Source organism: Streptomyces sp. So13.3, from assembly GCF_005860785.2.
Taxonomy (GTDB): Bacteria; Actinomycetota; Actinomycetes; order Streptomycetales; family Streptomycetaceae; genus Actinacidiphila; species Actinacidiphila fildesensis.
The window spans coordinates 7,260,958-7,274,965 of the sequence record NZ_CP048835.1 but is presented as its reverse complement, the minus strand read 5'-3'; the positions used below and the strand labels follow the sequence as shown (position 1 = coordinate 7,274,965).

Here is a 14,008-nt window from a genome sequence, read left to right as displayed (position 1 = left end):
GGACGCGACAGCCGGGGCGACAACGGGAAGCGACAGTGGGGCGGCCGAAACCGAGTGGCGTTTCGGCCGCCCCTCGTCGCATGATGTCCGTCATGCTCATCCGAGATGTGACTCCTGACGACTGGCCCGCGATCTGGCCGTTCCTGCAAGGCATCGTGGCCCGGGGTGACACGTTCACCTATCCCCGCGATCTGGACGAGGCCACCGCGCGCGACATGTGGATGCTCCAGGCACCCTCGCGCACGGTGGTCGCCGTCAGCGAGGACGGGACGGTGCTCGGCACGGCGAAGATGAACCGCAACCACATGGGCGGCTCCGCCCACATCTCCAGCGCGAGCTTCATGGTCGCCCCCGAGCACACCGGGCACGGCACCGGCCGGGCGCTGGCCGAGGAGGCGCTCCGTTGGGCGCGCGCCGAGGGGTACCGCGGGATGCAGTTCAACGCGGTCGTCGCGTCGAACGTCCGGGCCGTGGGGCTGTACGAGTCGCTCGGCTTCGAGGTCCTGGGCACGGTCCCGGAGGGCTTCCTGCATCCGGACGAGGGCTATGTCGGACTCCACATCATGTACCGGGGGTTGTGACCATGACGATCGACGAACGCGCCGTCGCGTACCGCGACACCTACAACGAGCAGCTCCGGGCGCGCGGGGTGACGCGCGAGAGGGCGGAACGGTCCGGCCCCGTGGTCCGGCAGCTCCTGGCCGGGCACGGCGGGCTCATCACCTACCGCGACCTCGGCGGGCTGGAGGGCGGTGAGCTCGACACGTTCATCGCCGCGCAGCGCGACCATTTCGCCGCGCTGGGCGAGGAGGTGGAGTGGAAGTACCACGGCCACGACCTGCCCGCCGACCTCCCGGAGCGCCTGACGGCCGCCGGGTTCACCGCCGGGGAACGGGAGACGGTACTGGTGGGCGAGGCCGCCCAGCTGGCCGCCGAGCCGGTGCCGCCGCAGGGCGTGACGCTGCGCGAGATCACCTCCCGCGCGGATCTGGAGCGGATGCGGGTCATGGAGGAAGCGGTCTGGGGCTACGACCACAGCTGGCTGCCGGACGTCCTGGAGCGGGAGTTGAACGGCGAGGGCGACCCGTGTGTCGTGGTGGTCGCCGAGGCGGGGGACGAGGTCGTCTCCGCGGCCTGGATGCGACTGCACCCCGGTACGGAGTTCGCGTCGCTGTGGGGCGGCTCCACCCTCGCCGCCTGGCGCGGCCGGGGCATCTACCGCGCACTCGTCGCCCACCGCGCCCGGCTCGCCGTGGCGCAGGGGGTGCGCTACCTCCAGGTCGACGCGACCGACGACAGCCGCCCGATCCTGGCCCGGCTGGGCCTGCTGCCGGTCACCACCACGACGCCGTACGTCTGGAAGCCCGCAGCGGAGCCGCAGGAGAGTCCCGCCGGCTGACTCCGGGACTGCTGAAACGTTCTTGAGCCGTCCCCGATAGCGCCCTGGGAACCTCACCGGACACACTGGCCGCGCCCCCGCCCGGCCCTGCCCCGGAGGAGGTCCCATGGCGGCTCCCACCACGACGGCCACTGCGGGAGAGGAGACCGCCGGGCCTCTCGGCGGCACTTTCCTGGGAAGGCCCCGCTGGTTCACCACGCTCTTCGGCCTGGACATGTGGGAGCGCTTCAGCTTCTACGGGATGGCCGCGATCCTCTTCCTCTACGCCTCGGCCACCAAGGCCGAAGGCGGTCTCGGCCTGTCCGAGGACACCGCCACCGCGCTGTTCGGCGTCTATCTGGCGTCGGTCTTCCTCGCCTCGGTCCCCGGTGGCTGGCTGGGCGACCGGATCCTCGGCGCGCGCCGGGCCACGCTGTACGGCGGTGTCCTCATCGCCCTCGGCCACTGCTCGATGGCGCTGCCCGCGGTGCCGTCCGTCTACGTCGGCATGGCCCTGATCGCCGCCGGCACCGGGCTGCTCAAGCCGAACCTGGCCACGGTGCTGGCCGCCTGCTACGCCCGTGACTCGCGGGCCGAACGGGATGCCGGATTCGCGATCTTCTACATGAGCATCCAGGTCAGCGCGGTCGCCGCGCCCATCGTGTGCGGCGCGCTCGGCGAGTCCGTCGACTGGCACCTGGGCTTCGGCGCCGCAGCCGTCGGGATGATCCTCGGACTGGCCCAGTTCCTGCGCGGCACCAAGTACTTCGGGGAGATAGGGCAGCGACCGGAGAGGCCCGCGAGTGCGGAGGAGTGGCGCCGGGTGAAGCGGCGCACCGCCGCCGCCCTGACGGTGCTGACCGTGCTGTACGGCGCGGACGCCGCCGCCGGCACCTTCGATCTGCGCCATGTGCTGGCACTGGGCGGGCTGTTGTCCATCGTCCTGCCGGTGGTCTGCTTCCGCCGGCTGCTGCGCAATCCGGTGGTGACGGCGCAGGAGCGGGAGCGGATCCGGTCCTACATCTGGCTGTTCCTGTCGGCCGCGTTCTTCTGGATGCTCTACATCCAGGGCGGCACCGTGCTCAGCCTGTTCGCGAAGGTCGGCACGGACCGGACGATCGGCGGCTTCACGGTGCCGGCCAGCTGGTTCCAGGCGGTGGTGCCGCTGTTCATCCTCGCCGCCGCACCGGTCTCCGCCTGGCTGTGGGTCCGGCTGGGCGACCGGCTCGGCGCACCCGCCAAGTTCGGCATCGGGCTGGGGCTGATGGGCCTGAGCCTGCTGCTGATGGCACTGGCGACGGTGGTCGGCTCCGACGGCCATCTGGTGTCGCCGCTGTGGCTGATCGTGGCGTACGCACTCCAGGCGTGCGGCGAGGTGGCGCTCGCCCCGGTGGGCATGAGCGTCACCACCGAGGTGGCGCCCAGGACCTTCGTCAGCCAGATGATCGGCCTCTTTTGGCTCGCGGCGGCCCTCGGCGCGGGCGTCGGCGGGCACGCCGTGCAGCTGTCCAAGACCAGCACTCCGGGCGCGGGTTACTACCTGGCGCTGGGCATCCCGGCGCTGCTCGCCGGCGCCGCGCTCATCCTCGGCAGCCGGCGGCTCCGCGCCCGCCTGGGGGTATGACGGCCGGCCGGGGCCGGCTCACCCGTCGGTCCCGGCCGGTTCCGGCGCCTGCCCGCGGGTCGGCACCGGCACCTGGTTGAAGGCGTAGTAGATGGCCAGCAGCCCGTGCACGGCCAGGGTGAGCGGTGCCGAGACAAAGGCCAGTCCGACGGCGATCGGGTAGACGACCGAACCGACCGCGAACCGCATCCTGGTGGCGCGGGCGGCCGCCACGTCGACCCGCTCGTCGAAGAGATGGCCGCGCTTGGTCAGATACCACCACATCGCCTGGAAGGTGAGGGCGTACGCGACCATGAAGCCGCTGTAGACGACGGCGGCGGCATGGGACGCGGCGTCACCGCCCCGCAGGTACTCGGCCATCAGGGCGGCGGGCCAGGGCAGCGCCGCGACGCACATCAGCATCAGCAGATTGAGGAAGAGCAGCACCCGGTCCACCCGGGCGATGAAGCCGAAGACCGTGTGGTGGTTGACCCACATGATGCCGATGACCAGGAATGTCACCGCGTAGGCGGCGTACGACGGCCACATCTCGCCGAGTGCGGACCACAGGTGGTCCCCCGCGTGCGGCGGGACCTTGATCTCCAGGACCAGCAGCGTGATCGCGATGGCGAACACACCGTCGCTGAACGCCTCGACCCGACCCGACTCATTCATTCCCGTCCCCCTCCGTGTGCCGTGACCGGCACATCCTGACACGCGGAGGGGCGGCCCGGGATCAAGCTGCCCCTCCGTTCGCGCAGAGCGTCAGTGAACGGGCAACGCCCTTGCTGCGTCGGCCTGTTGATCACCGACACCGGAATCGGCACCGGCGCCGTTCCCCTCGCCCGGGGCTTCCGCGCCGGGCTTGCGGCCCAGGTGGTTGAAGGCGAGGTTGAGGACGACCGCGACCAGGCATCCGGTGCTGATGCCGGAGTCGAGGATGATCTTCAGGTGGTCGTTGAAGTGCTCGTAGAAGGTGTTCGAGACGACCGGGATGACGCCGACGCCGACCGACGTGGCGACGATGAGCAGGTTGTTGCCGTCGGAGAGGTCCGCCTCGGTGAGGGTCTTGATGCCGCTGGCCGCGACCGAGCCGAAGAGCACGATGCCGGCGCCGCCCAGCACCGGCTGCGGCACCAGGGCGATCACGGAGGCCAGCGCGGGACACAGGCCGAGCAGGATGAGGATGCCGCCCGCCGCCGCGACGACGAAGCGGCTGCGGACCTTGGTGATCGCGACGAGGCCGATGTTCTGCGCGAAGGCGCTGGCCATGAAGCCGTTGAAGACCGGGCTGAGGGCCGAGCCGAGCGCGTCGGCGCGGATGCCGGCGGCGAGCATCTTCTCGTCGGCCGGCTTGTCCACGATCTTGCCGAGGGCCAGGATGTCGGCGGTCGACTCCGTCATGCAGACCAGCATGACCACGCACATGGAGATGATCGCCGCGATCTGGAACTCGGGCGCTCCGAAGTGGAACGGATCGGGGAAGCCGACCAGTCCCGCGTCCTTGATAGGGCTGAAGTCCGACTTGCCCAACGGAATGGCGAGCAGGGTGCCCAGCACCAGGCCGATGAGGATGACGATCTGCTGCAGGAAGCCGGTGAGCACCCGGCGCAGCACCAGGACGATGGCGAGCGTCGCGCCGGCGAGCGCGATGTTGGACACCGACGCGTAGCCGGGTGCGCCGGGCACCCCGCCCTGCGACCAGTTGATGGCGACCGGGAGCAGGGAGAGCCCGATCAGGGTGATCACCGAGCCGGTGACGACCGGCGGGAAGAAGCGGACGAGTTTGCAGAAGTAGGGGGCGAGGACGAACCCCAGCACTCCCGCGACGATCACCGCTCCGTAAATGACGGGCAGCGCGTGGCCGGGCGCCGCCGACTTGCCGATGGCGAGCATCGGGGCCACTCCGGCGAACGAGACGCCGTTGACGAAGGGCAGCCGGGCGCCGATCTTCCAGATGCCGAGGGTCTGCAGCAGGGTGGCGAGGCCCGCGGTGAAGAGGCTGGCCCCCATGAGGAAGGTGATGTCGGCGGTGGAGAGTCCTATGCCCGCGCCGACGACAAGGGGCGGCGCCACCACCCCCGCGTACATGGCGGCCACGTGCTGCAGGCCGCTGGTGATGAGCTTGCCCGGGGGCAAGGACTGGTCCACGGGATGTACCGAATCCGGTGCCACGGATTGAGCGACCACGGTTCCTCCTGTCGGTTACGCGATGTGCGCACTGCGGGTTTCAGGGAGGTGCATGTACGGGCCTTGCCATCAAGCGGAGGGGTATGTACAGCGGTTCTTCGTCAATGTGCGGATATGTGCGGGTACACAAAACGCCGCCCCCGGGGATCCGGGACCGACCGTGGTCCACGGGCCGGGGGCGGCGCTGCCGGGTCCGCGCGAACGCGGGACCGGCGGCCGGTCAGGGGCCGTCCCTCCCTGACCGGTTGCTCTGGGGGTGGGGTCTAGACGAGGCCGGCGATCTTGGCCAGGCGCTGGGCCTGGACGCGGGTGAGACGCGCGATGGCGTCCTCGTCGACCGTGGTGAGGTGGTTGTTCTCCACCACCGGCTTGCCGTTGATCAGCGACAGGGTGACCGGGGCGGCCGCTCCCATCACCAGCGCGGCGACCGGGTCGGCGATGGACGAGTGGCCGATGCCGTCGAGCTTCCACAGCACGAGGTCGGCGAGCTTGCCGGCCTCGATGGAGCCGATCTGGTCGGCGCGGCCGAGGACCTGCGCACCGCCGTACGTGCCCAGGCGCAGCGCCTGGCGGGCGTTGAGCGCCTTCTCGCCGCCACCGAGGCGGTTGATGAGAAGCGCGTTGCGCAGTTCGGTGTGCAGCTCGCCGGACTCGTTGGAGGCGGTGCCGTCCACGCCGAGGCCGACCGGCACGCCCGAGGCGAGCATGTCCGGGACGCGGGCGATACCGGCCGCGAGGCGGGCGTTGGAGGAGGGGCAGTGCGCGACGCCGGTCTTCGTGCGGGCGAACGCGGCGATGTCGGAGTCGTTCATGTGGACGCAGTGCGCCATCCACACGTCGTCGCCGAGCCAGCCGGTGGACTCGAAGTAGTCCGTCGGGCCCATGCCGAAGAGTTCGTGGCAGAACTTCTCCTCCTCGACCGTCTCCGAGCCGTGCGTGTGCAGGCGGACGCCCTTGCGGCGGGCGAGCAGCGCGCCCTCGCGCATCAGGTCGGTGGAGACGGAGAAGGGGGAGCACGGTGCGACGGCGATGTGCAGCATCGAGTCGAACGAGGCGTCGTGGTGGGTGTCGATGGCCTCTTCGGTCGCGGCCAGCGCGCCTTCGAGGGTCTCGACCGCGAAGTCCGGCGGCAGGCCGCCGGCCGACTTGCCGCGGTCCATGGAGCCGCGGGCGGCGGTGAAGCGGACGCCCATCTCCTTGGCGGCGCGGATCTCGGCGCCCAGCAGGTCGCCCGAGCCCTTGGGGAAGACGTAGTGGTGGTCCATCGCGGTGGTCACACCGCCGCGGGCCATCATCGCCAGGGAGCCCTGGGCGGCCGCGTAGACCATCTCCTCGTCGATCCGCGCCCAGGTCGGGTACAGCTCGACGAGCCAGTTGAAGAGGTTGCTGTCCTGGGCGAGACCCCGGGTGAGCCACTGGTAGAAGTGGTGGTGGGTGTTGACCAGGCCCGGGGTGACCAGATGGCCGGTGCCGTCGACACGGCGGACGACGTTCTCCAGTCCCTGGGGGGCAGCGCCGGCGCCTACCGACTCGATGCGGTTGCCCGCGATGACGACATGACCCGAGGCGTACTCGGTGTCGTTCGCGTCCACGGTGGCGATAGCGCAGTTCTCGATGACGATGCGCGGTGCTGCCATGGCAGTTCCTCGTGCTTCCTTCTCGATGGACGAACCCGGGGGTCGAGCGGGGTGACGACCGGGTCCGCAGTGCTTCCTTGCGCAGATGCCCCCGCTCTCCCCCGGGTACCCGCATCGGAATGCGGGGACCGTGACGCCGGCGCGCGCGTCGGGGGACAAGGCAGAAGTACTACAGGTTGGTGAGGTCCACCGGGATGCGGGCCTCGACACCGTCACGGAGGACGGTGCCCTCGATCAGGCCGTAGGGCCGGTCCGCGGCGAAGTACACCTCGTTGTCGTTCTTCAGGCCGAACGGTTCGAGGTCCACCAGGAAGTGGTGGCTGTTCGGGAGCGAGAAGCGGATCTCGTCGATCTCCGAACGGCTGTTGATGATGCGCGCGCCCATCTGGTACAGCGTCTGCTGGAGCGAGAGGCTGTAGGTCTCGGCGAACGCCTGGAGCATGTGCTTGCGCGCCTGCTCGTAGGACTTCTCCCAGTTGGGCATGCGCTCGTCGTCGGTGGTCCAGTTGTAGCGCCACTTCGCCGACACCTCGGTGCACAGGATGCGGTCGTACGCTTCCTTGAGGGTCGTGTACTTGTCCTTGACGAACCCCCAGAACTCCGAGTTGGTGGAGTTCATGACCTTGAGGTCCTTCAGGCCGGAGATGACCTCCCACTTCTCACCGTCGTAGGTGATCTGGGTGGTGCGGAGCTCCTGGTTGGTGCGTGCGAAGGAGTGGTTGACCTCGTCGGCACCGATGAAGCGGGAGTTGCCGTCGGAGGACGCGATGCGCTCCCAGCTGTACTCCTCGATCCGGATCCGGGCGATCTGGATCGGCTCCTGGCTGGTCACGAAGTGGCGGGCCAGGTGGATGCCGAACTGCTCGGCCGACTCGATCCCGTACTCCTTCGCGAAGGCGTACACGGTGTTCTTGGTCGTGTCGGTCGGCAGCACGTTGGCGTTGCTGCCGGAGTAGTGCACATCGTCCATGTCGCCGGAGAGGGCGACCGAGACGTTGAGGTCCTTGATGTGGTGGGTGTCGCCGTCCCGCGTGATCTTGACGACGCGGTTTTCCGCTTTGCCGTACTGGTTCTGGCCGAGAATCGTGGGCATGACGGTGCTAGCTCCCTCGGTATACGGAGTAGCCGAACGGGTTGAGCAGCAGCGGTACGTGGTAGTGCTCACCCGGCTTGACGGCGAAAGTGATCGCCACCTCCGGGAAGAAAGCGCCGCTGTCCCTTACGCGGGGGGCGTCCTGCTGTGCCTCGGCTGAGATTTTTTGAGTCGTGAAGTACTGCTCGACCGCGAAGTCGAGCCGTACGTGTGTGGTGCCTTCCGGCAGGGCCGGCAGATCCTTGCAGCGGCCGTCGGCGTCCGTCTTGGACTCACCGTGCGGCGCCCAGAGGTCGTCGATGCCGTTGCGCACCGACAGTTCCACGGGGACGCCCTCGGCGGGGCGGCCGATGCTGGTGTCCAGGATGTGCGTGGACACGGAGGTCTCCGTCACGACGGGTCTCCTTCTGCTGCGAGTCGGGTCAGCCGGATACGGTTGATCTTGCCCAGTTCGGCGCGGACGATCTCACGTTCGGTGTCCGTGTCGTTGCCGATCCGCTCCTTGAGGGCGGCCAGCATCTGGTCACCGGTGCGTCCGGTGGCGCAGATCAGGAAGACATGTCCGTGGGCGTCCTGGTACGCGAGGTTCAGCTCCAGGAGCTCTTCGCGTACCGATTCCTGGACGCCGGCCTGCTCCCGCTCGGAGGTCGGGTCGCCCGGCTTGGGGCGGCCGATCGGCGGGTGTCCGGCCATCGCCTCACCGAGGTCGTCGGCGGTCAGTCCGGCCATGGCCGCGTCGCTCGCCGCGAAGAGTGCGTCGAGGTCCTGGTACGGCCGGCCGGCGATCACCGCCGCGCCCCACGACCGGCTGGCGCACACCTCGTGCAGCAGTCCGGCCGCGTCGGACGCGGTGGCTGAGTTGAGCCGGGCGAGGCCCGGCGAAGCGCTGGAAGTCACAGCCGCAAGCTAAGAGCCGGGATCCGGCCACGTCAACACTTTGTTGAAAACTTCCGGTAACAAAGGTGGCCGGGACGTTACGGCTGCGGTCGCCCGGCGATCACTCGGCGGCCTTCGCCGCGTTCTCCCTGTTGAGGTAGTTGTAGACGGTGAAGCGGCTCACGCCCAGGGCGGTGGCGACCGTTTCGACCCCGTGCCGCACGGAAAACGCGCCGCGCTCCTCCAGGATCCGGACGACGCCCTGCTTGTCCTTCCGGTCCAGCTCGGACAGCGTGCCGTGCCGGCGCTGGAGGTCGGCCAGGATGTGATCGAGCGAATCGGCCAGATGGGGCAACCGGACGGCGAGCACCTCCTCGCCCTCCCAACTGAGCACCACATCGTCGCCTCGCGCCTGATCCGGCGCGACCATCTCGGCTCCCATCGCGTCCACCAGCGGCTTGACCGCCTCGGCGAACGGGTGCCCCCCGGTCCCGGTCACTGATCACCCTCCCCGATGACGTTCACCTGAAGCGAGACCCGGGTGGCGCCCGCGGCGAGGGTGCGCCGCAGCAGCTCGGCCACCGCGGCCACCACCGCCTCGGGTGAGCCCTCGGCGGTGTTGCCGAACGGTCCGACGTCCACCGCGTCCAGGTCCGCCGTCTCGACGACCTCGCGGGCGACCAGCGCATGGCCGGGAGCCTCGTCCAGGTCGAACGGTTCCGTCGTGAATTCCAGCCTCAGTTTCACGGGCCCAACCTAACCGGTCGGCCTCATGTGGCGACATCCGCACTTGACAGCCGGCGTCCGGTTCGTTCAGTCTTCCGTTAAGCAGAAACTAACTTCCGCAATACGGAAGGAGCGCAACGCTAGTGAGCCTCTCCGAAGCGCGCTTCGATGTGAACCTCTCGATCCTCTTCACGGAACTCCCGCTCCTGGAGCGTCCCGCGGCAGCCGCCGCGGCCGGCTTCTCGGCGGTCGAGCTGTGGTGGCCCTGGATCGAAACACCCACCCCCGCCCAGGCCGAACTCGACGCACTGCGCAACGCGCTGAACGACGCCGGCACCCAGCTGGTGGGCCTGAACTTCTACGCCGGGCAGCTGCCGGGCCCCGACCGGGGCGCGCTGTCGATCCCCGGCGAGGAGTCGGACCGCTTCCGCGCGAACATCGAGGTCGCCGCGGAATTCGCCCGGTCGCTCGGGTGCAAGGCGCTCAATGCGCTCTACGGTAACCGGGTCGAGGGCGTCGACCCCGAGGTCCAGGACGCCCTGGCCCTGGAGAACCTGGTGCGGGCGGCCCGTGCCGCCGACCGGGTCGGCGCGATCCTCCTCGTGGAGGCGCTCAACAAGCCCGAGTCGCCGCTGTGCCCGATCGTCAGCGCACCGCGGGCGATCGAGGTCGTCGACCAGGTCAACGCGGCCACCGGACTCGGCAACGCCAAGTTCCTGATGGACCTGTACCACCTGTCGATGAACGGCGAGGACCTCAACGAGGTCATCGACCGCTACGCCGACAGGACCGGCCATGTGCAGATCGCCGACAACCCGGGCCGCGGCGCTCCGGGCACCGGCACCCTGCCGCTGGACGACCTCGTGGGCCGCCTGCAGAAGGCCGGCTACGACGGCTGGGTCGGCCTCGAGTACAAGCCCACCGGCCCGAGTGCCGACAACTTCCAGTGGCTCTCCGCCCACTGATCCGAAAGGTCACAGATCATGAGCTCCCTCCCCAAGATCGCATGGATCGGCCTCGGCATCATGGGCTCCCCCATGGCCGAGAACCTGGTCAAGGCGGGCTACTCCGTCACCGGCTACACCCTTGAGCAGGACAAGCTGGACCGCCTGGCGGCCAACGGCGGCACCGCCGCGGGCTCCATCGCCGAGGCCGTCAAGGACGCCGACGTCATCATCACGATGGTGCCCGCCTCCCCGCAGGTCGAGGCGATCGCCTACGGCGAGAACGGCATCCTGGAGAACGCGAAGTCCGGCGCGCTCCTGATCGACACCTCCTCGATCACCCCGCAGACCTCCGTGGACCTGGCGAAGGCCGCGGCCGCCAAGGGGATCCGCGTACTGGACGCCCCGGTCTCCGGCGGCGAGGCCGGTGCCATCGAGGCCGTACTGTCGATCATGGTCGGTGGCGAGAAGGCCGACTTCGACGTCGCCAAGCCGATCCTCGACAAGCTCGGCAAGACGATCGTCCTGTGCGGCCCGCACGGCTCCGGCCAGACGGTCAAGGCCGCCAACCAGCTCATCGTCGCGGTCAACATCCAGGCGTGCGCCGAGGCCGTGGTCTTCCTGGAGAAGTCCGGCGTGGACCTGGAAGCCGCCCTGGAGGTCCTCAACGGCGGTCTGGCCGGTTCCACCGTGCTGACCCGTAAGAAGGACAACTTCCTCAAGCGCGACTTCGCCCCGGGCTTCCGGATCGACCTGCACCACAAGGACATGGGCATCGTCACCGACGCCGCCCGCAATGTCGGTGCGGCCCTGCCCGTCGGCTCCGTCGTCGCCAACCTGGTCGCCTCGCTGCGCGCCCAGGGTGACGGCGGCCTGGACCACTCGGCGCTGCTGCGCGGTGTCGAGCGGCTGTCCGGCCTGCCCGTCACCAGCTGACGATCCCCCGCCCGGCTCCGGCCGGCGCGCGAGGCTCCGCCTCGCCCCCGATTCCGCCCGGCGGTGCGTGACCTGTCCTGTCGCGCCCAAACGCACCGCCGGGCGGCACCAAACCTTGCATCACCAGGAACTTCAACAAACTGTTGACATTCCTCGGGGCCGGTCCTTACTGTCCGGTCTACCGACCCACACGCTTTCGCTTCCCTTGGTAGTTACGGAAGGCCGCCATGCCCAAGCACACGCTGACAACTGAGTCCGGCGCACCAGTCGCCGACAACCAGAACTCCGCCTCCGCCGGCCTCGGCGGCCCTCTGCTGATCCAGGACCAGCAGCTCATCGAGAAGCTGGCCCGCTTCAACCGTGAGCGCATCCCGGAGCGCGTGGTGCACGCCCGCGGCTCCGGCGCGTACGGCTACTTCGAGGTCACCGACGACGTCACCGGCTTCACCCGCGCCGACTTCCTCAACACGGTCGGCAAGCGCACCGAGACGTTCATCCGCTTCTCGACCGTCGCGGACAGCCTCGGCGGCGCCGACGCGGTGCGTGACCCCCGCGGCTTCGCGCTGAAGTTCTACACCGAAGAGGGCAACTACGACCTCGTCGGCAACAACACCCCGGTGTTCTTCATCAAGGACCCGATCAAGTTCCCGGACTTCATCCACTCGCAGAAGCGCGACCCGTTCACGGGCATCCAGGAAGCCGACAACGTCTGGGACTTCTGGTCGCACTCCCCCGAGGCGACCCACCAGATCACCTGGCTCTTCGGCGACCGCGGCATCCCGGCCTCGTACCGGCACATGAACGGCTACGGCTCGCACACGTACCAGTGGACGAACGCGCAGGGCGAGGCGTTCTTCGTCAAGTACCACTTCAAGACGAACCAGGGTGTGCGCTCGCTCTCCTCGGAGCAGGCCGCCGAGCAGGTCGGCGCGGACGCCAACAGCCACCAGCGCGACCTCGTGCAGGCCATCGAGCGCGGGGTGAACCCGTCCTGGACGCTGCACGTGCAGATCATGCCGGCGGCCGAGGCGGCGGAGTACCGCTTCAACCCGTTCGACGTCACCAAGGTGTGGCCGCACTCGGACTACCCGCTGCAGCGCGTGGGCCGGCTGGTACTGGACCGGAACCCGGACAACGTGTTCCAGGAGGTCGAGCAGGCCGCGTTCTCCCCGAACAACTTCGTGCCCGGCATCGGCCCGTCCCCGGACAAGATGCTGCAGGGCCGGCTCTTCGCCTACGCCGACGCGCAGCGCTACCGCCTGGGTGTCAACCACACCTTGCTGCCGGTCAACGCGCCGAAGGCGACCGAGGCCGTCAACTACGGCCGGGACGGCCTGGCGGCCACCCGCAACGGCAAGCGCGGTCTGAAGAACTACGAGCCCAACTCGTACGAGGGCCCGTCGCAGACCGACCTGGCGCTGTCCGCCCCGCAGGCGGTGTCCGGCTACACCGGCACCCACGAGGCGCCGCTGCACGTCAAGGACGACCACTTCTTCCAGGCCGGCGAGCTGTACCGGCTCATGTCGGAGGACGAGAAGTCCCGTCTGATCGCCAACATCGCCGGGTTCCTCTCGCAGGTCACCCGCGATGACGTGATCGAACGCAACCTGGCCCACTTCCACGCCGCGGACACCGAGTACGGTGCGCGCCTGGAAGAGTCGGTCCGCGCACTGCGCGAGGGCTGACCCAAGAACTGGCCCGCGCCGCCGTGAACTTCTGAGGGGTAGGTCACGGCAGCGCGGGCTACAGGTTCCGCCCGGCGACGCGACGACTGTCCTGTCGCGCCAACTGCGTCGCCGGGCGGCTCCAATCTCCTGCAAGATGGGGTAACGCCCATTGCCGGAGCCCGCCTTGGAGAACGAACCATGGCAGAGAGTGTGCCCGTGCGCTGCCCGGCCTGCCGCCGCGAGCACGCGTTCAGCACCACCACTTACCCCTGCGCCTGCGGTACGCCGCTGACGCTCCCGCTGCTGCGCGGCGGAGTCCCGCTGGAGATACGGCACCGTTCGTGGGACGACTCCTGGGTGAGCATGCGCTGCCCCGACTGCGGCCGGCAGGACCAGTGGCCGCAGCCCGAGTTCGGCTGCGACTGCGGTTCGGTGATCCGGATGCCGGTCGACACCGCGGCACTCGCTCCTCCCGGCCCGGCCACCGCGGCCCTGCGCCCGCTGTCCGCCGCCCCTTCGCCGCCCGCGGTCCCCGGCCCGCCGCCGCCCGCGCCACGGCCGCCGTTCCGCCCGGTCACCATCCGCACCGCCCGTGACGCGCTCACCGCCGCCGCCCAGTACCTGAAGTGGCTCGGCTTCGCCGGCATACGAGTGGCCGGAGACCACGCCGCCAACGGCATCGATCTGCGCGGCGACGACCTCGTGGCCCAGATCGACCCCACCACCCAGCCCACCGCGCTGCGCGACATCGAGTGCCTGTGGCTCAACTGCCTGAACGAGGACTCCGTCGGCGCCTTCTTCTCCCTGGCCGGCTACGCGCACGACGCGCGGCTGCGCGCCGACCAGTTGGGCGTCCCGCTCTTCGTGATGGATCTGACGGGCACTCCGCAGCCGGTCAACGACGCGGCCGACACGCTCATGCGGACGGGGCCCGTCATCCCCTGACCTCCAGCGACTT

At 69.5% G+C, this 14,008-nt stretch carries 15 protein-coding genes; 7 read left to right on the top strand and 8 right to left on the bottom strand.

What is annotated here, in order from left to right:
• Positions 1-92 precede the first annotated feature (92 nt).
• From C8250_RS32540 to C8250_RS32530, 3 genes are all read left to right on the top strand, one after another.
• A complete protein-coding gene (locus C8250_RS32540) occupies positions 93-581 on the top strand; it encodes a GNAT family N-acetyltransferase (RefSeq protein WP_138357461.1) in 489 nt (162 codons plus the stop codon).
• A gap of 2 nt (positions 582-583) precedes the next feature.
• On the top strand, positions 584-1,399 hold the full coding sequence (locus C8250_RS32535; RefSeq protein ID WP_138357460.1) for a GNAT family N-acetyltransferase: 816 nt from the start codon (positions 584-586) through the stop codon (positions 1,397-1,399).
• A gap of 106 nt (positions 1,400-1,505) precedes the next feature.
• Entirely contained in the window at positions 1,506-3,002 is a 1,497-nt protein-coding gene (locus C8250_RS32530; protein WP_138357459.1) for an oligopeptide:H+ symporter, read from the top strand.
• Positions 3,003-3,020: 18 nt separating this feature from the next.
• Here the strand turns inward: C8250_RS32530 and C8250_RS32525 are convergent, their stop codons facing one another.
• The 8 genes from C8250_RS32525 to C8250_RS32490 form a co-directional block, all read right to left on the bottom strand.
• On the bottom strand, positions 3,021-3,656 hold the full coding sequence (locus C8250_RS32525; protein WP_138357458.1) for a TMEM175 family protein: 636 nt from the start codon (positions 3,654-3,656) through the stop codon (positions 3,021-3,023).
• Positions 3,657-3,746: 90 nt separating this feature from the next.
• Positions 3,747-5,171 carry a nucleobase:cation symporter-2 family protein gene (locus C8250_RS32520; RefSeq protein WP_244809499.1) on the bottom strand — a complete coding sequence of 475 codons (1,425 nt, stop codon included), beginning with the start codon at positions 5,169-5,171 and terminating at the stop codon, positions 3,747-3,749.
• Between the two features lie 263 nt (positions 5,172-5,434).
• Positions 5,435-6,808, bottom strand: coding sequence for an 8-oxoguanine deaminase (locus C8250_RS32515; RefSeq protein WP_138357457.1), 1,374 nt, complete (start codon positions 6,806-6,808; stop codon positions 5,435-5,437).
• A 169-nt stretch (positions 6,809-6,977) separates the two neighbouring features.
• Positions 6,978-7,901 carry a factor-independent urate hydroxylase gene (pucL, locus tag C8250_RS32510; protein ID WP_138357456.1) on the bottom strand — a complete coding sequence of 308 codons (924 nt, stop codon included), beginning with the start codon at positions 7,899-7,901 and terminating at the stop codon, positions 6,978-6,980.
• Between the two features lie 7 nt (positions 7,902-7,908).
• Positions 7,909-8,295 carry a hydroxyisourate hydrolase gene (uraH, locus tag C8250_RS32505; protein WP_138357455.1) on the bottom strand — a complete coding sequence of 129 codons (387 nt, stop codon included), beginning with the start codon at positions 8,293-8,295 and terminating at the stop codon, positions 7,909-7,911.
• Complete coding sequence (gene uraD, locus C8250_RS32500; protein ID WP_138357454.1) at positions 8,292-8,798, bottom strand: 2-oxo-4-hydroxy-4-carboxy-5-ureidoimidazoline decarboxylase; 507 nt, start codon at positions 8,796-8,798, stop codon at positions 8,292-8,294. Before uraD ends, uraH begins: the two co-directional genes overlap by 4 nt.
• 100 nt (positions 8,799-8,898) lie before the next feature.
• A complete protein-coding gene (locus C8250_RS32495; RefSeq protein ID WP_187145344.1) occupies positions 8,899-9,219 on the bottom strand; it encodes a helix-turn-helix domain-containing protein in 321 nt (106 codons plus the stop codon).
• A gap of 53 nt (positions 9,220-9,272) precedes the next feature.
• Positions 9,273-9,524 (bottom strand): hypothetical protein, encoded by a 252-nt coding sequence (locus C8250_RS32490; RefSeq protein WP_138357452.1) that lies wholly within the window; start codon positions 9,522-9,524, stop codon positions 9,273-9,275.
• Between the two features lie 122 nt (positions 9,525-9,646).
• Between C8250_RS32490 and C8250_RS32485 the strand changes: the two genes are divergently transcribed.
• The 4 genes from C8250_RS32485 (at position 9,647) to C8250_RS32470 (ending at position 13,995) form a co-directional block, all read left to right on the top strand.
• The gene (locus C8250_RS32485; RefSeq protein WP_138357451.1) at positions 9,647-10,468 is read left to right on the top strand and encodes a TIM barrel protein; all 822 of its coding nucleotides are present in this window, start codon (positions 9,647-9,649) and stop codon (positions 10,466-10,468) included.
• Positions 10,469-10,486: 18 nt separating this feature from the next.
• Positions 10,487-11,383 carry a 2-hydroxy-3-oxopropionate reductase gene (locus C8250_RS32480; RefSeq protein WP_138357450.1) on the top strand — a complete coding sequence of 299 codons (897 nt, stop codon included), beginning with the start codon at positions 10,487-10,489 and terminating at the stop codon, positions 11,381-11,383.
• Positions 11,384-11,610: 227 nt separating this feature from the next.
• Complete coding sequence (locus tag C8250_RS32475; RefSeq protein WP_138357449.1) at positions 11,611-13,068, top strand: catalase; 1,458 nt, start codon at positions 11,611-11,613, stop codon at positions 13,066-13,068.
• A gap of 180 nt (positions 13,069-13,248) precedes the next feature.
• Positions 13,249-13,995, top strand: a complete 747-nt coding sequence (locus C8250_RS32470) for a hypothetical protein (protein WP_138357448.1) — start codon at positions 13,249-13,251, stop codon at positions 13,993-13,995.
• Positions 13,996-14,008 lie beyond the last annotated feature (13 nt).